Source organism: Paenibacillus oryziterrae (genome assembly GCF_042610485.1).
Lineage (GTDB): Bacteria > Bacillota > Bacilli > Paenibacillales > Paenibacillaceae > Paenibacillus_AQ.
Genome location: NZ_JBGJZO010000002.1, coordinates 68,640 through 85,556 on the forward strand (window position 1 = coordinate 68,640; position 16,917 = coordinate 85,556).

14 protein-coding genes are annotated in these 16,917 nt (G+C 49.2%); 5 read left to right on the top strand and 9 right to left on the bottom strand.

The features are described from left to right. The first annotated feature begins 296 nt into the window (after nt 1-296). The gene (locus tag ACAN55_RS02680; RefSeq protein WP_379127744.1) at nt 297-764 is read left to right on the top strand and encodes a MarR family winged helix-turn-helix transcriptional regulator; all 468 of its coding nucleotides are present in this window, start codon (nt 297-299) and stop codon (nt 762-764) included. Between the two features lie 105 nt (nt 765-869). Here the strand turns inward: ACAN55_RS02680 and ACAN55_RS02685 are convergent, their stop codons facing one another. The 3 genes from ACAN55_RS02685 to ACAN55_RS02695 form a co-directional block, all read right to left on the bottom strand. Then, nucleotides 870-2,372, bottom strand: a complete 1,503-nt coding sequence (locus tag ACAN55_RS02685; RefSeq protein WP_379128674.1) for an MDR family MFS transporter — start codon at nt 2,370-2,372, stop codon at nt 870-872. 27 nt (nt 2,373-2,399) lie between these two features. Continuing rightward, nucleotides 2,400-2,960: a GNAT family N-acetyltransferase gene (locus ACAN55_RS02690; RefSeq protein WP_379128677.1), complete on the bottom strand. Its 561-nt coding sequence runs from the start codon at nt 2,958-2,960 to the stop codon at nt 2,400-2,402. 180 nt (nt 2,961-3,140) lie between these two features. After that, complete coding sequence (locus ACAN55_RS02695; protein WP_379127747.1) at nt 3,141-3,440, bottom strand: hypothetical protein; 300 nt, start codon at nt 3,438-3,440, stop codon at nt 3,141-3,143. Nucleotides 3,441-3,628: 188 nt separating this feature from the next. Here ACAN55_RS02695 and ACAN55_RS02700 point away from each other — a divergent pair, with 188 nt between their 5' ends. Then, nucleotides 3,629-4,108, top strand: coding sequence for a GAF domain-containing protein (locus tag ACAN55_RS02700; RefSeq protein WP_379127750.1), 480 nt, complete (start codon nt 3,629-3,631; stop codon nt 4,106-4,108). A gap of 100 nt (nt 4,109-4,208) precedes the next feature. On the opposite strand, the gene ACAN55_RS02705 is transcribed toward ACAN55_RS02700, so the two are convergent. The 3 genes from ACAN55_RS02705 to ACAN55_RS02715 are packed head-to-tail and all read right to left on the bottom strand — an operon-like array spanning nt 4,209 to nt 8,985. Further along, nucleotides 4,209-6,641, bottom strand: coding sequence for a glycogen/starch/alpha-glucan phosphorylase (locus ACAN55_RS02705; protein WP_379127753.1), 2,433 nt, complete (start codon nt 6,639-6,641; stop codon nt 4,209-4,211). Nucleotides 6,642-6,693: 52 nt separating this feature from the next. Next, nucleotides 6,694-7,797 (bottom strand): glucose-1-phosphate adenylyltransferase subunit GlgD, encoded by a 1,104-nt coding sequence (gene glgD, locus ACAN55_RS02710; protein ID WP_379127756.1) that lies wholly within the window; start codon nt 7,795-7,797, stop codon nt 6,694-6,696. 24 nt (nt 7,798-7,821) lie between these two features. Beyond that, nucleotides 7,822-8,985 carry a glucose-1-phosphate adenylyltransferase gene (locus ACAN55_RS02715; protein ID WP_379127759.1) on the bottom strand — a complete coding sequence of 388 codons (1,164 nt, stop codon included), beginning with the start codon at nt 8,983-8,985 and terminating at the stop codon, nt 7,822-7,824. Nucleotides 8,986-9,397: 412 nt separating this feature from the next. On the opposite strand from ACAN55_RS02715, the gene ACAN55_RS02720 reads away from it, so the two are divergent. The 3 genes from ACAN55_RS02720 (at nt 9,398) to ACAN55_RS02730 (ending at nt 12,804) form a co-directional block, all read left to right on the top strand. After that, nucleotides 9,398-10,084: a response regulator transcription factor gene (locus ACAN55_RS02720; RefSeq protein WP_379127762.1), complete on the top strand. Its 687-nt coding sequence runs from the start codon at nt 9,398-9,400 to the stop codon at nt 10,082-10,084. Beyond that, nucleotides 10,081-11,715: a sensor histidine kinase gene (locus ACAN55_RS02725; protein WP_379127765.1), complete on the top strand. Its 1,635-nt coding sequence runs from the start codon at nt 10,081-10,083 to the stop codon at nt 11,713-11,715. Before ACAN55_RS02720 ends, ACAN55_RS02725 begins: the two co-directional genes overlap by 4 nt. Nucleotides 11,716-12,237: 522 nt before the next feature. After that, a complete protein-coding gene (locus ACAN55_RS02730; protein WP_379127767.1) occupies nt 12,238-12,804 on the top strand; it encodes an FAD-dependent oxidoreductase in 567 nt (188 codons plus the stop codon). 64 nt (nt 12,805-12,868) lie between these two features. Here ACAN55_RS02730 and ACAN55_RS02735 read toward each other — a convergent pair whose 3' ends face one another. The 3 genes from ACAN55_RS02735 to ACAN55_RS02745 form a co-directional block, all read right to left on the bottom strand. Further along, a complete protein-coding gene (locus tag ACAN55_RS02735; protein WP_379127769.1) occupies nt 12,869-13,855 on the bottom strand; it encodes a glycosyltransferase family 2 protein in 987 nt (328 codons plus the stop codon). A gap of 75 nt (nt 13,856-13,930) precedes the next feature. Beyond that, nucleotides 13,931-16,120 carry a glycosyltransferase family 39 protein gene (locus ACAN55_RS02740; RefSeq protein WP_379127772.1) on the bottom strand — a complete coding sequence of 730 codons (2,190 nt, stop codon included), beginning with the start codon at nt 16,118-16,120 and terminating at the stop codon, nt 13,931-13,933. Nucleotides 16,121-16,350: 230 nt separating this feature from the next. Continuing rightward, nucleotides 16,351-16,896: a DUF1697 domain-containing protein gene (locus tag ACAN55_RS02745; protein WP_379127774.1), complete on the bottom strand. Its 546-nt coding sequence runs from the start codon at nt 16,894-16,896 to the stop codon at nt 16,351-16,353. Nucleotides 16,897-16,917 lie beyond the last annotated feature (21 nt).

Below are 16,917 nucleotides of genomic sequence, written 5' to 3' on the forward strand. Positions count from 1 at the left end.
CTTCATACCTTATGTAGATCATAGTAATGCAGAAGAAACAGTCGTTCATCCGTCCCCGGGTGGAAATAGACCCTCAGCCAGAGGCTGAAATTGCGCTCGGTACAGGGACCGAAGCTGGAAGTACGCTATTTTTTTACTTTTTATAAATAATTGTTTGATTTTTAATAATTAAAAGTTGCTCATTGTGACAAATCACATGTTCTTCTTCCTTTGTTTGACGTATTGTAAAGTTATTAGAGATTTTTGATTACTAACCGTGTGAGCTTTCACACGATTAAACATAAAGGTGGAGAATCATGATACAATCCTATGAACGCGATACTCAACTGACATTGCATTTGTACCGGGTGTTTGCCAAGTCTTTCAAAAGCATCAATGAACATGCCGTAACCGGCAGCAAGATCGAAGGTTTCAATCCGACAGCTTTCGCCGTAATGGAAGTACTGTATTACAAAGGACCGCAGCCGATCCAACAGATCGGTGCCAAGCTGCTTCTTCAAAGCGGTAACGTGACTTACGTAATCGACAAACTTGAAGAACGCGGATATTTGCAACGCAAGCCTTGCCCTAGCGACCGCCGGGTTATCTTCGCGGAGTTGACCAGAGCAGGCGAGGATCTGATGAATGAGCTGTACCCGAAATATTCAGAGCGCCTTCACTTGGCTTTTAGCGGACTTAACGATGAAGAGAAGGAACAAATGATCATCCTGCTGAAAAAGATGGGCCTGCAGGCAGAGAAGCTCTCCCCGTTACCACGCAAATAATCATTCTAAAAGCCCGACCGGGTTGCCGGTCGGGCTTTTGTATGTTCAGGCTGGCCGTATAGCATTGAATGCCTAAGAGTGAGATTACTGTCCTATAGGTGTAATTTATGCCTTCTTCAAGGCCAGACCTTCATGCTCGGAAGTAGACGGCACCGTGCTCCGCAGGCCCCAAGATACAAGAAACGAGAGAACAGCAAGCACTGCCATTAGGACGAACAGCGCATGCAGTCCACCTTTGAGTGCTCCATGAAGGCTGACAAGAACCGCGTCAGGCAGATCTCCTGCATTCCCCGGACTCAGCAGTTTATTAATATCATCTCCCGACGCAGCATACTGCGCCTTGTCTCCCAGCATTTTGCTCATATTCAGATTCAGCCACGAGCCGAATATAGCGACTCCGATCGTCTGCCCCAGGGAGCGCGTGAAGGTATTCAGCGCAGTCGACGATCCCCGGAGCTCGTGCCCAACCGAGGATTGGGCAATGATCGTGAATACTGTAGAGGCACAACCGAAGCCGATTCCGCAAAGAAGCATCAGGAAAAGCAGGAGAAGCTCGGCGGAAGACTCCGTAAAGAAAGCCAATCCCACAGCCCCGGCGCAGATCAAGGAGAGTCCGAGCATGGCAGTTCTGCGGGCTCCCGACCGCAATATCATCTTACCCCCTGCCACGGAACCGAACATCCAGCCTACCGACATCGGTGCGAGCAGCAGACCGGACAATGTCGCGCTTTTGCCTGATACGCCTTGCACCCATAGGGGGACATATGTAGACAATCCGATAATTAATGTGCTTACCAATAGATTGGTGCCGGTAGAAACTGCGATATTGCGGACAGAGAACAATCCAAGCGGTAGCATCGGTTCCGGGACCCGGCGTTCCACGGCAATGAATACGATGAGCAACAACAGTGCACCAGCCAGTATAGACAGAAGCAGCGGGGAGCCCCAAGGAAGATCGTTCCCTCCTGTGGTCAACGCATACAACAATGCGCCCATGCCTGCGGCGAACAGCATTACACCGTAGATGTCGATACTGGCCTTGCGGTACAGCTTCTCTTCCTTCAGATAGCGGGCAATAAAGGCAATGGATAGCAGTCCAAAGGGCAAATTAAAGACGAACACCCAGCGCCAGCTTAGATAATCGACCACATATCCGCCCAGCAGCGGACCTACTAGGGATGAAATGCCCCAGACAGAGCTTAACATACCCTGGGTCTTGGCCCGTTCTTTAATGCTGTAAATATCTCCGATAATCGTAAATGTCATCGGAATAAGCGCACCGGCACCCAGCCCTTGCACTGCGCGGAACAGAATTAGTTGCCCCATGCTCTGTGAAACTCCGCACAGCAGCGAGCCGGTTAAAAATACAACTGCACCGCCAATAAATATAGGCCTGCGGCCGAATAGATCGCTTAGCTTCCCAAATATCGGTGTAGTCACTGCCATCGCCAGAAGATATGCCGTAAAGATCCAGCTAAGCCACTGGATGCCCTCGAAATCCCCCGCAATTGCGGGACCCGCCGGACCAGTTACGGTTCCTTCAATAGCCGCCAAAAAGGTAGCCAGCAGTACTCCGGTTAAAATTAGCTTTCGGTCTCTTTCCCCCATAGACGTCAATGTTCCTGATCTCCTCTACTAACGGTTGATTGTTAACCAATCCCGGCTCAGCAGCGAGTACATTACAGCATCCTGAAATCCGGTTTCGGTATGGCGGTACTCCCGTAATACACCCTCACGCTGAAATCCAAGCGCGGTAAATAACCAAGCTCCCCGGACATTACTAGGATGGCATACGGCTTCCAGCCGGTTCAATTCCATGATTCTAAATCCATAGTCCAGCACAAGGGTGAGGGATTCCCGCATAAATCCTCTGCCCCAGAAGTCCGGCAGCAGCTCACAGCCAATTTCACCCCGAAAGGCTCCACGCAGCTGCCAACTGTTATATCCGCAACTGCCGATAACCTGTCCGCCCGGAAGAACAATACTCCAACGCAGACTATCTTCCTCCTGGGCCATTTGCAGCAGCCATCTGATAAGCTCACGGGCATCATCCACGGAGTTCAGCTGAGGGACTCCCAGCCAATGGGCGACTTCGGGATGGGACCAGCACTGAAAAAGCGGCGCCGCATCCTCCAATGACATGGGCCTCAGCATCAAGTTGGTACCGGTTAATATCGGCAGTTCCCCATTGCTCACATACAAATCGCCCACTCCTTTCACTAATAGTTATAGATTACTCTAAATAATCAGCTTAATGAAGACGCCTGGTAAAAATCGGCATAAAAAACAGTGTCGCCCTAAATAAGACGGCACCGTTTCTCGTAAAAATACAAAGATAAAGTTAAGTTCAAAAAAAGCACTGCAAGAATTAATTAGCTATTTAGAAATCCCCGATGTTTGGAATGGTTTAAGGACCTCAGAACTTAGCAGTTGCAGCTTCGACTGAATTGCTTTGAACTCCTCTATTCCGGTACCGGTGATACTGTACGCGTCTCCATGGGCCGTGAGGAAGTTCTCCTGAGTCAGCCGCTCCAGCTCCTGTTTCACTTCCCGCTCGCCTACACGGTATCCAAGTTTCTCTAATTCAGGTTGTATTTCCATAACCATCAGGTTTCTCTCATGAGCAAAATAGAGCATGTGAAATCCTATGAATAAATTCTGGACATCCGCTCGCATATGTCACTCCTTCCGGCTATATGCCTGTGGTATTTATGTTATCATTACCCTTTGGCAGGAAGCTGGAAACATTGAACGTTATCCAACTGAATTTGGCAAATTATCGTTGATGCTTGACGTACCCGGTCAGCTGTACTATGTTGTAAATTACAGTTATTACTGACTCAAGGTATAGGAAGGTGATCTCCATGTTTCAGGCCATGCCTTATGACGGCACACGCCATGAACGTTTCGAAATTGTTCTGAACCAGCTTACAGCACTTATACACGATGAGCCGAGCTCCGTGGCCAATTTGGCCAATGCTTCCGCACTGCTGAAGCATTCTTTGCCCGATACCAATTGGGCCGGCTTCTATTTATTCGACGGCAAGGAGCTCGTGCTGGGACCCTTTCAGGGACTCCCTGCCTGTATCCGCATCCCTCTGAACAAAGGTGTCTGCGGGACAGCAGCTACCGAGCGCCGTACCTTGGTCGTAGGAGATGTGCATGCTTTTCCAGGCCATATTGCCTGCGATGCCGCATCGAACAGCGAAATTGTAGTTCCCTTGATTAAAAATGATCAGTTGCTTGGTGTACTGGACATCGATAGTCCGCTGAAGCATCGTTTCGACGATGAAGAACGCCGGTTCCTCGAACGATTCGCCGCTATCATTTCTGAAGTTATCTAATCCGGCGAAATACAAAAACGGCTGTACCTCCCTTCCAGGGTGGCACAGCCGTTTTTTATTAACTTTTAACATGGACCAGATAAGCTTGTCTCGCTTATAGCTACACTCTGACCGGATGGATGTTCCAAATTTCCGAAGCATACCGGCTGATGGTGTTGTCACTGGAGAATTTACCGGAGTGACCGATATTAATAATTGATTTCTTGAGCCATTCCTTCTGGTTGCGGTAAGCCCGGTCAATCTCCACATGCGTCTCCACATAGCTGGCGAAGTCCTTCAATACGAAGAACTCGTCATTATGGTCCAGCAGGGAATGATAGATTTGTTCGAATTCCTGGGTATGGCAGCAGATTGGACCCGGCATGACCAGTTGGTCCAGCACTTCCTTCACCCGGCTATCCCCGTTATAAATATCCCGGGCATAATATCCGCCGTACTGATAGTAATCCAGCACCTGCTCCGCACGAAGCCCGAACAGGAACATGTTGTTATCGCCGACCATTTCATGCATTTCGACATTAGCCCCATCCATCGTGCCGATGGTCAGGGCGCCATTCATCATAAACTTCATATTCCCGGTACCGGATGCTTCCTTGCTGGCCGTTGAAATCTGTTCGCTGACATCAGCGGCAGGAATAATCTTCTCGGCGAGGGATACCGAATAGTTCTCCAGGAAGAATATACGCACTTTCCCTTTGACATCCGGATCCTTATTCACCAGATCAGCGACCGTATTAATCAGCTTGATCGTCCGTTTGGCCAAGTGATAGCTTGGTGCAGCCTTGGCACCGAAGATGAACGTACGCGGCACCATATCCATCGATGGATTCGCCTTGATTTGATTGTACAGATGCATGATATGAAGAATGTTCAGAAGCTGGCGTTTATAACCATGCAGCCTCTTCACATGCACATCAAAGATGGAATCCGGGTCTACTTTCTCGCCATGCTTGCTGCTGATAAACTCGGCGAGCCGCAGCTTATTCTGACGTTTAATTCCGGCTACCTTCTCCTGAAAGGAAGCATCCTCACAGTATTTGATCAAGCCGATCATTTCCTGCGGATGCGTAATCCAGCGCGTACCAATAGCCTCGTTAACGAGTCCGGTCAGTTCGGGATTCGCATGCATGAGCCAACGCCGGTGGGTAATACCATTGGTTTTGTTATTGAAGCGCCCCGGATACATTTCATTGAACAGCTTCATTTCCCGCTTTTGCAGGATTTCCGTATGCAGGGCGGCAACGCCGTTCACACTGTAGCTGCCGACAATTGCCAGATGCGCCATTTTGACCTGATCGTCATAAATAATCGCCATCTGTGCAATCTTGTCATGATCATCCGGATAACGCTCCATCAGCTCCGCGCAGAAACGGGTGTTGATCTCATCAATGATCAGGTAAATCCGTGGCAGCAGCTCCCGCACCATTTGCCCCGGCCATTTCTCAAGCGCCTCACTAAGAATCGTATGATTGGTATATGAGACCATTCGGGTAGTCAGACTCCATGCTTCATCCCAGTCCAGACCCTTCTGGTCCATCAGAATACGCATCAGTTCAGGAATAACCAGTGTCGGATGTGTATCGTTAATATGCAGCGCTACTTTGTCAGGCAGCTGTTCGTACGGCAGTCCCAGCTTATCAAAGGTACGCAGAATACTTTGCAGGCCCGCGCTACAGAGGAAATACTGCTGCTTCAAACGAAGCAGCTTGCCTTCATAATGCGAATCATCCGGATACAGAAATTCGGAGATGGATTCTACTGATCTTTTATACTCCAGAAACTTGTGGTAGTCCGTTCCACCCCGTGCACCAAAGGTTTTGCTTGGCTGGGTAATGGATTCAGCACTCCAGTTCCGCAGGGTATTCACATGTTTGTGATCCGCTCCGATAACCGGCACATCATAAGGGACCGCACGTATGGCCTCATAATCCTTATGTTCGAATACCAGACGCCCATCCTTCTGATAGCTGTCTACATGGCCCCAAAACTTCACTTCAACCTGTTTGTCTTCACGGCGCACTTCCCATACGTTATCCTTCTGAAGCCAATAATCGGGCAGTTCCACCTGATACCCGTCAACGATCTTCTGCTCGAATAAGCCGTACTTGTAACGTATACCACAGCCGTGTCCTGCATATTGCAGGGAAGCCAATGAGTCCAGGAAGCAGGCGGCCAGACGGCCAAGGCCCCCATTGCCAAGACCTGCATCAGCTTCCTCTTCCTCCACATCGCGAAGATCAAGACCAAGATCAGCCAAGCCTTCTTTAACGACCTCCAGTACACCCATGTTCAGCAGATTGTTGCCAAGCAGCCTGCCGATTAGAAATTCCATGGAAAAGTAATAAACCTGCTTATCCTTATCTGCCCTGTAAGTCATATTGGTATCGACCCAGTTCTTGCCGGCACTCTCACGGATCATGTTGCCCAGGATTTTATAAATATCTGCATTCGAGGCTTCTTCCATCGGCTTGCCCAATGTGCCTATCAGTCTGGCACGGAACGCTTGTTTGAATGTCTCTTTATCGTTGAACAACAGCAGGTTCCTCCTCACATCATGGGTGTTGTACAGATCAGTCGACCTGTTTTTATATTTTACTGCTCTTGGCGATGACGAACGGCCGTTTATGATCACCGACAAGGATGCGGCCAGGGCTGAGCTGAACGTCCTTATCCATAATCACATTCTCGATAACGGCATTTTCTTCGATGATGCATTTCTGCATAATAACAGAGTTCACGATCCGTGCACCCTTACGTACCTGCACTCCGCGGAAAATCACGCTGTTCTCCACGGTTCCTGCAATGATGCAGCCATTGGCCACAAGTGAATTACTGACATCCGCGCTTTCCAGATAACGGGTTGGGGCTTCGTATTTGATCTTGGTCTGCACCGGATTTTCCCGGAAAAGACTGAAATAATTCTCCTGCTCCAGTAGCTCCAGACTGTTCTTGTAGTAGCTCTCCAGCGAGTTAATCACAGCATGGTAGCCTGTATATTCGTAGCCGGCGATTTTAAATTTGTGGCGGTTCTTCTGGATAGCATCACGGAAAAAGAAGCTTTCTCCATGGGCGATGCAATATTTAACTTGTTCCAGAAATAAGGACTTCTCCATAATAAAGATATCCATGTACACATTGTGATGATCTTTTTCATGATGGATATTTGTAACGTTATTATCCTCATCCACCTCGATGCGCTGGCACAGTCCATGTTCCGGTTGAAGCTCATCAATCTTCTTGTAGACGACCGTTACATCTGCCCCTCTCTCCAGATGGTAGCGGTACAGATCCTCAATATCGATTGTATTGATATGCTGCGTGCCGGAGAAGACGATATATTTGGCCGATGCACGTTTGAAGAAATCGAGATTGTTATGAAAATGTTGTAAATCCCCAAGCGAAGTATCCGTCGGATCATTCCAGTCCGGAGGCAATATAAATAGTCCCCCGTGCTTGCGGTTCATATCCCACGATTTGCCGTCACCCAGATGGTCCATCAGGGAGCGGTATTTACGGCGGACGAACAGTCCTACGCTCTCTAGTTCGGCCCGCATCATATTAGATAGCACAAAATCAATCAGCCGGTAACGGCTGGCGAAAGGAACGGCAGCGCCGCAGCGGAAGTAGGTCAGTTCATTTAGTTTATCCAGTTCATGGTCAAGATTGATAACACCCATGAGTTGCTTCATTGAAAATCCCCCGTCCTCTATTGGTTATATGGTTTTGGCTGGAACCGGCTTTTTCTTCTTACTTTTACGGTCAATCAGCAGGATTTCGTCCTCATTCTCCCGCTCACTGCCAATATCCATATAATCCTCAATCACCGTATTTTCGCTGATGATGGCCCGGTGAATCTTCACATTCTTACCGATTTTGACCTTAGGCATAATTACAGAATCCGTGATTACACTGCCTTCGCCTACCTCTACGCCATAAAAGAGCACTGAATGCTTGATCTCCCCATGGACAATGCACCCTTCATTAATAATGCAGCTCGAAACCTTGGCTTCAGGGGCCACATATTGAGCGGGCTGGTTCGGGTTCCGGGTATAGATCCGCCATGACGGATCGTTCAGGTTAAGTGGAGGATTATCCGACAGCAGATCCATATTGGCTTCCCACAGGCTGTCTACCGTACCTACGTCTCTCCAATATCCTTCGAACGGATACGCAAAAAGGGAATTGCCGTCATCCAGCATCGTAGGGATAATGTCTTTGCCGAAGTCATGGGAGGATTCAGGATTCTCTCCGTCACCCAGCAAATATTTCCGCAGAACGTCCCATTTGAAGATATATACACCCATGGAGGCCAGAGTACTCTTGGGCTTCGCAGGCTTCTCATCGAATTCATAGATTTTCAAATCTTCATTCGTATTCAATATACCAAACCGGCTCGCATCCTCCAGCGGCACATCAATGACCGAGATCGTGCAATCCGCTTCTCTGGCCTTGTGGTACTGGAGCATCGCGTTATAGTCCATTTTGTAAATATGGTCTCCAGATAATATAAGTACATGTTCCGGATCAAATTGATCAACAAATTTAAGATTTCGGTAAATCGCATCTGCAGTTCCCCGGTACCAACTGCTACCATTCTCCCGTTCATGCGGTGGCAGCACGAATACTCCGCCATTCTTGCGGCTCAAATCCCAATCACTGCCAACTCCGATATACGAATGGAGTACTAGTGGCTCATACTGTGTCAATACTCCGACTGTATCGATTCCCGAATTGGAACAGTTGCTTAACGGGAAGTCAATAATCCGGTACGTACCGCCAAAATAAACGGCAGGCTTGGCAAGTGACTTGGTCAGCGACTTCAACCTTTTACCTTGTCCTCCTGCCAATAACATGGCCACCATCTCTTTTTTCTTCATGGAAGAGCCTCCTTGACCTATAAATAGTAAAAAGTTGAACCTACATAGAAAGAATGCTGAAAGAAGTAAATCCTAAAGAAATGAGCGTTAAACGGATGCGGACAAGATTTCAAGCGGGGTAAACTACAGAAAAGGATAGTGTCAGACCTAAGAGATGGTTCTCTAAGCCCAGAGTTTTGTATCCTTATTGTAATGTGTTCGATACCAGCCGTCAAAACCCTTTTCCACTACCACCCGTTTGTATCCCGTTTACTTAACCCAAAGAACTTCTTATATTAAGATTAACCAATATGATTAACCATGAACGACTATTTCTAATCATCCGTTAAAAGAATGAAGCTGAACCTTCAGCAAACGTTCAACGTGATATGTCATAATATAGCTGTCTATATTACATTATGGAGGGATCGGTATGAAAACCGCCCACGGGGCACGACTGCTCATTGTCGATGACGAACCCCATATATTGCAATTTCTCGAGCTCGGTCTGATCAATGAAGGCTACGAGGTCCAAACAGCACCGGACGGTTTGTCTGCTATTAGCATAGCAGCCGATTTCAAGCCGCATGTGGCCATTCTGGATGTGATGATGCCGGGGATGGACGGTTTTGAAGTATGCCGCTACCTCCGCTCAGAAGAACATGAAATCGCTATTATTATGCTTACCGCTAAAGATGAGGTGGACGACCGTGTGCTTGGCTTATCCATCGGTGCTGACGATTACATGGTGAAGCCTTTCAGTTTCGACGAACTGCTGGCCCGGATTCAAGCCAGACTGCGCAACCAATTCCCAGGACTGCTTGGGGAGGTGCGCTGCGGGCCGTTCCGGATTGACGGGCGCAGAAAAGAAATCCGCTATAAGGATGAAGTTCTCGAGCTGTCCCCCACGGAATATGAGCTACTACAGTATCTTGTCATTAATCATGGCCTGGTACTCAGCAAGGCTATGATTCTGGATAAAGTATGGGGATATGACTTCGGAGGAGAGGAAAATATTGTTGAAGTGTATATCCGTTCTCTAAGGGAGAAGCTTGGCGACAAAGAGCACCGCACGATCCGCACATTGCGGGGAGCGGGTTACCGGGTGGATCTGGTATGACAGGCCGGATCAAAGCCCTGCTAGGGCGGGTAGCCCCCCGTTCCTTAAGCAGACAGCTGCTGGCGATCTCCCTGCTTATTCTCTCAGGATTGCTGCTGCTTATCGGTGTGCTGCAATATGTGCTGATGCGCGATTTCATTTACACAAACCGGGCAGAATCCATGGAGACCCAGATGAGGTCTGTTCCCCGTGAATTATATTTTAACTTTTTGAATTTTGCGGGTCCTGATGATGTCAACGATAGTTTCGACAATAAAGCAGCCGGGGCTAACACGGGTATCTTAAATAATGCAGGATCCAGTGACGGGACTTCCGGAACAGGAAATGGGAGAGGATTTACCGGCATTGTCAGCGGAAGTGAAACCGGACTGGGGGCTGGAGCCCCTCGCTGGGGCGTTGACAGACGCCCTCTGCTGCTGGATGCTCATACGACGATTGCTATCTACAGCTCGGATGGCACATTCCGGGATTTCCAGCAGGAGACATTGTCCGATACTGCCGCTCCCAAGATGACAGATGATCAATACAAAGAGCTCCTGAAGCACAATACAGAAAGAGCAACCGGTCAGTACAAGCTTCTTACCGCAGATGATGGTAGTGAACATTTAGCTGTATTTATGACCATTGGCAAGCCTGGTGACAGTAAGCTGCTCGTGCAAATGAGTGTGTACACCGGCCCTTTAAGAGACGTGATTATGCAGCAGCTGCTTATTTTTGCCGCCTTGTCCGTTGTTGCGCTGCTCATCGGCCTCTTTATGTATTCACCTGCCTTGCGAAAGACGCTTGTGCCTCTCTCCAATATGGGTGAGGCTGCGCAGATCATTGACGCCGGAAATCTGGACATCCGTTTTCCTGTTGATCAAGGTCAGACAGAAATAGACAAGCTGTCCCATTCCTTTAACGGCATGCTTGAACGGCTCGAAATCTCCTTCCATAGTGAACGTGAAGCCAAAGAGCAGATGCGCCGGTTCGCGGCAGATGCCTCCCATGAGCTTCGAACGCCGCTGACTTCCATTCACGGATTTCTGGAGGTGCTTCTTCGGGGGGCCGCCGATAACAAGGAACAGTTGTATAGTTCCCTGCGCAGTATGCACGGAGAGTCCAAACGAATCAACAAACTTGTAGAGGATTTGCTGCTTCTCGCCCGTATGGATGGAGCTCCGCAGCTGCATCTAAAAGATATGCCCCTGGGGGAAGTCATTGCCGAAATGAAACCTCACCTATTGGTATTGGCCGGCAGCCGGGAAGTCAGCTTTAATATTTCGTCCGGCATCCATGGGATGTATGACCCTGATAAAATCAAACAGGTTGTTCTCAATTTATTCCACAACGCAGTGCAACATACCGATGCAGAGCAAGGAATGATCTTTCTCTCCCTGCAAACCGGGAATCATCAAGCTGTCCTTACCGTTCAGGACAACGGAACGGGTATATCTTCCGAGCATATCCCGCATGTGTTCGACAGATTCTACCGCAGCGATTCCTCACGTACACGTAAATATGGAGGCTCCGGTCTGGGACTTTCCATTACTAAAGCAATTGTGGAAGCGCACGCCGGGGATATTTCAGTTAGCAGCGAACCCGGCAAAGGTTCAGTGTTTGTGGTCACCCTCCCCACCCTGGAGAATTAGCTAAACCGCTGTAATTAACGTTATAATAGTAAGCAGACGAAGAGCATGCTTCCGATGCGAGTTTTGTTACGAAGCTTATTCAGGAAGTGTATGCTCCACAAAACTTAAGCCTATGCTTCCGATGCAAGTTTTGTTACGAAGCTTATTCAGGAAGCTTATGCTCCACAAAACTTAAGCTTATGCTTCCGATGCGAGTTTTGTTACGAAGCTTATTCAGGAAGTGTATGCTCCACAAAACTTAGGCTTATGCTTCCGATGCAAGTTTTGTTACGAAGCTTATGCGGGAAGCTTATGCTCCACAAAACTTAAGCTTATGCTTCCGATACGAGTTTTGTTACGAAGCTTATTCAGGAAGTGTAGGCTCCACAAAACTTAAGCTTATGCTTCCGATGCAAGTTTTGTTACGAAGCTTATTCAGGAAGTGTATGCTCCACAAAACTTAAGCCTATGCTTCCGATGCAAGTTTTGTTACGAAGCTTATTCAGGAAGTGTATGCTCCACAAAACTTTTAGGAGGGTTAATATGTATGAAATCGCCGTAATCGGAGCCGGACCTGCCGGTGCTAGCGCTGCCCTGTTCGCCGCCAAAGCGGGTAAACAAACTCTGTTAATTGATCATGACAAAGGCATGACCCGCAGAGGCTGGTACGAGAATTTTTATGGAATTTCGGAAATTGGCGGTCCTGATCTGGTAGAGACCGGGCATAAGCAGGCTGTGAAATTCGGGGCTGAACTGGTCTCCGAGCAAGCCGTTAACCTCTCAAAGGGCAGTGAGAGCTTCATCATTGAAACGGAGAGCGGTGCAACTTATGAAGCGCGGCATGTTATTCTTGCCACCGGTGTATTGACCGATCTTGCAGCCAAAGCCGGTGTGGAACTGGCCGATGGTACGGAACCGAGAATCAAAACCGTCATAGCGGCAGATGCGGAAGGCAAAACGAATATTCCCGGCATTTGGGCGGCCGGAACTGTCGCAGGAGTGAGTGTTCACGCGATTATTACCGCAGGCGACGGGGCAAAGGTTGCCATTAATGTGCTCAGCGAATTGAACGGTGCACGGTATGTGGATCATGATCTTTTGAAGGCTTAATACTTTATCCTTGTATTTTATGAGAAACGGGTGCCATCCCTGTAAGGACGGCACCCGTTTCTTCTTATTTATGAATACTCACAAGCTGCTGTTGTTCTTGAACTGTCTGCTGTCCCCTGCCTTCGTATACCTCCTGGACAATATACAGCGGGCGCCCTTTGGTTTCGTCATAAATCCTTCCAACATATTCACCCAGTATACCAAGCATCAAGAGCACAAATCCGTTAAACGTAAGGGTAATTCCAATCATGGATGCCCAGCCTTTGACAGCAGAATCCGTGAAAATAGCCAGATACAGTACATATACCAGGTAGAGGAATCCGGAAGCCGACAGCAGCACTCCCAGGTACCCGGCCAGCTTCAGCGGCTTATAGGAAAAAGAAGTTATTCCGTCCAAGGAGAGCTTGATCATGCGCTTAAGCGGATATTTGGTCTCTCCGGCGAGACGTTCATCGCGCTCATATTCAATCGCTTTTTGCCGGAAGCCTACCCAGCTCACCAGTCCTCTCACAAAACGGTTCTTCTCCGGCAGACGCTTCAGTTCATCGCATACCTTGCGGTCGATCAGCCGGAAATCACCGGTGTCCACAGGTATTGAAATATCCGTACAGTAACGAAGTACACGGTAAAAGAGGCTGGCGGTCCATTTTTTGAACAGCGATTCTCCCTTCCGTTTAACACGCTTGGCATAAACCACCTCGAAGCCTTTTTTCCATTCTGTAATCATATCCAGAATCAGCTCGGGCGGATCTTGAAGATCGGCATCAATAATAACAATGGCATCGCCCAGCGCGTAATCCATGCCGGCTGTAATCGCCACCTGATGCCCGAAGTTACGGGACAGGTCAATCAGCTTCACGCTCTCGTCCCAATAACTGTACTCCTCGATCATCTCCGCGCAATGGTCCTTGCTGCCGTCATTGACAAAGATCAGTTCGTACGGCTCTCCCGTCGTTCCCATAACCTTCTTTATTCTCCGGTACGTCTCCTGAATTACAGCCTCTTCATTGTACATCGGTATGATGATGGAATAGCGCACAGTGGTGCTCATGGCAGCTCCCCCTTAAATTTGATGGTAAAGCGCGCTGACAGGATGCCATGCGCGCTTCAAGTTAACTGCAAATGCCTAGTTTAGCGTCACCTCATAGAGTGTCCCGCCGCCCTCCGTTCCCTGCCATTCTGCCGCCGGAACTTCCGTACCATTCTCGGTGATCCAGGATGTTAGTTCAGAATTGCCGCCTCGTCCGCCGCCTCCCATACCGCCGCTGGAAACCAGGAAGTATTTCACTTGCCCGCTCTCTACCAGCGCTCTAAGGGTATCCGCCGTGTATACCGTATCCGAAGCATTAAATCCGTTCAGAATGACTACCGAAGCATCTTCATCAATAATATAAGGACCAGCCGTACCGTAATCCATTGCGGCGAACAGGTATTTCTGGCCGCTATTATGCTCTTTCAGGTAGGCGAGCAAATTCTCGTTCACTCCTGCAGTAATGCCTCTTCCAAAGCTGATCCGGTTGGCACCCGCTGCTGCGCCGCTATTTGGTGCTCCTCTGCCCTGCAACGCTCCGCCCTGTAAACCGGCGAATTGTCCATTTTGTCCACCTGGCATTCCACCGCCGTTCATTGCGAATCCGCCACCCATGCCTCCACTAGCCCCATCAGGACCCGCAATCGGAGTCATGCTGTTCGAGCCGTAAGTGATCGGGGTCGCCGCCCAGTACAGGGGGCCAACCAGCAGAACCATCAATCCTGCAACACCTGCGGCATATACGAATGGTTTATTGCTGCTTCTGATGACAACCAATACTCCGGTGACGAGAATGCCTCCAGCAAGTATTCCAATGGACCAGCCGCTGCCAATGGTCTCATCGTACGGATGGATAATATACCACTGGAACACTGCCGTAACCAGCGTTGCTGCCGGCAACAGCCAAGATAGCCAGCCGCTCCGCGCGCGGTACGCCTGCCATAGTTCGGCCCAGCCCGCACCTGCCAGCGCCGCGATTGGCGGCGCCATCATGATCAGATAATATTGATGAAAGAACCCTGCAATGCTGAAGAATCCCATCGCCGGTACCAACCAGGCCAACCAGAATACAGCTTCTTTATGCTTCTGCGTAAAGTTCTTCCGGCGAAGTCCCGCAAACAAGGCGATGCAGCCGAATAACACGAACGGCAGCAGCCAGCTTGCTTGGCCTGAAAGCTCCGATTGGAACAGTCGAAGCGGACCTGCAGTTCCTGTATTGAACATGCCGCCACCGCCCGCATTCATGCCGCCGCGGTTGCCTTGTCCTCCATCCGCACCGAATTGCCGCCCTTGCCCATCCGCACCATTACCAGGCATCTGTCCTCGCGTTCCATTACCGGGTATCTGCCCCTGCATTCCACTACCAGGCATTTGTCCTTGCGCACCATTTCCAGGCGCTTGTCCCTGTATTCTACCGCCAGTGCTACCGTTCCAGGAAGGCATTTCATTCCCGTTCATACCCGGAAAAGCTCCACCAGTACCGCCGCCTGTGCTGCGGTCACCCGTTAATCGGGAGACCCCGTTGTAGCCAAAGGCAAGGTTCAGCACGGAATTCGTACCGCTGCTGCCGATAAACGGACGTTTGCTGGCCGGGATCGCATCCACAATGACCGTCCAAGACAAGGACACGACTAGCAGCACCGCAGTACAAGCGGCAAGCACACCCGTTTTTTTCTTCCAGTTCACTTTGGCTGCTAATATGTAGAACAAATAAAATGCCGGGAGAACCATGTAAGCCTGCAGCATCTTCTCATTAAATCCGACACCTATAAGAGCGAACGCTGCCATAAGATTGCCTATGCGATTTCGTCTGATCCCCCTAAACAGAAACCAGGCTGCAAGCAGCAGGGTAAATACGAGCATGGCATCAATGTTGTTCGTGCGGCTGACTGCTGCAGCAACCGGCGTTGTGGCCATTGCAAGTGCAGCAAGGCTTGCAGCTGTCCGTCCAAAGGCCGGCTTCACCATAAGGTACACCAGCAACACTGAACCCATTCCTCCAAGGACCTGAGGCAGGATCACGCTCCAGCCATATAGCCCAAAGATCGAGGCACTGAGTGTTTGAATCCAGAAGGTCACCGGTGGCTTATCCACTGTAACCGATCCGGCAGAATCCAATGACGCATAGAAAAAATTATGAAAGCTTTGTAGCATACTGCCTACAGCGGTTGTATAGTACGTATTGGCATATTGGTCATTCCAGATTCCGTAACCATACAGAAATGCGGCAAGCAGCAGAATAATCAGAAGAATGCGATCCGAACCAAGCTTTTTTATAAAACCCATATCCTTCCACTCCCCAGTTCTCATTTATCAAGCTAGTGGCTGCCTGCAAGTCCGCAAGGCCAACCCTTTCCGTAGGTGTATTATGGCATCCTTACCTTAACTCCCCATGAATTCAAGCTGAATGTTTGCTGAACGTATAGATGGGAACACAACAAAAAACCGGCTTAATCGTCCCGAAGGAACGGTATAACCGGTTACTATCTGCTTATAAGGTTGGGTTAAAACTACGCTTACGACGTGCTGCCTAAGGCAACGAGCTTGTTCACCGTGTTCCAGTTCCGGGCCGTCATGGACGTTCCCAGTATTTTATCGAGGGGAACCTTGAACAGATCGGACTGGCTCACGCTGATCTTGTACAGTGTATACATTTCCCTGCCGATAACCTTCAGCTTGTCCGGGCCGCCCTCATACGGAAGCAGCTTCTCCAGCGCCTCCTCTGTGGGCTGGCTTGCCAGAAACGAGACATACAGCCTTTTGAAATCTTCTTGCTCCGTCAGCGGAAATGGATTGCTTGCGACTACCTGCTCCAGATCAGCCAGCGTGCGGATCATAACGGAAACCTCAAAGCCAAAGGTATCTTTAATCCCCTTCTCAATAGCCGCCTGGAAAGTGTCGACACGCATCTCCGCGCTTTCAAACACAACGTTACCGCTCTGAATATAGGTGCGCACATTATGATATCCCAAAGACTGGAGCATCGCCTTCAAATCCTGCATTTTGATAATTTTATTCCCGCCGACATTAATGCCGCGCAGCAGTGCGATGTAGGTCGTCAAAAGGCAATTCTCCCCCTATCT

Excerpts from the sequence above, each read along its gene's own strand:
- ACAN55_RS02740 (WP_379127772.1), bottom strand. The coding sequence starts at position 16,120 with ATGGGTTTTATAAAAAAGCTTGGTTCGGATCGCATTCTTCTGATTATT.
- ACAN55_RS02720 (WP_379127762.1), top strand. The coding sequence starts at position 9,398 with ATGAAAACCGCCCACGGGGCACGACTGCTCATTGTCGATGACGAACCC.
- ACAN55_RS02725 (WP_379127765.1), top strand. The coding sequence starts at position 10,081 with ATGACAGGCCGGATCAAAGCCCTGCTAGGGCGGGTAGCCCCCCGTTCC.
- ACAN55_RS02695 (WP_379127747.1), bottom strand. The coding sequence starts at position 3,440 with ATGCGAGCGGATGTCCAGAATTTATTCATAGGATTTCACATGCTCTAT.
- ACAN55_RS02680 (WP_379127744.1), top strand. The coding sequence starts at position 297 with ATGATACAATCCTATGAACGCGATACTCAACTGACATTGCATTTGTAC.
- ACAN55_RS02700 (WP_379127750.1), top strand. The coding sequence starts at position 3,629 with ATGTTTCAGGCCATGCCTTATGACGGCACACGCCATGAACGTTTCGAA.
- ACAN55_RS02685 (WP_379128674.1), bottom strand. The coding sequence starts at position 2,372 with ATGGGGGAAAGAGACCGAAAGCTAATTTTAACCGGAGTACTGCTGGCT.
- ACAN55_RS02730 (WP_379127767.1), top strand. The coding sequence starts at position 12,238 with ATGTATGAAATCGCCGTAATCGGAGCCGGACCTGCCGGTGCTAGCGCT.
- ACAN55_RS02715 (WP_379127759.1), bottom strand. The coding sequence starts at position 8,985 with ATGAAGAAAAAAGAGATGGTGGCCATGTTATTGGCAGGAGGACAAGGT.
- ACAN55_RS02735 (WP_379127769.1), bottom strand. The coding sequence starts at position 13,855 with ATGAGCACCACTGTGCGCTATTCCATCATCATACCGATGTACAATGAA.
- glgD (WP_379127756.1), bottom strand. The coding sequence starts at position 7,797 with ATGAAGCAACTCATGGGTGTTATCAATCTTGACCATGAACTGGATAAA.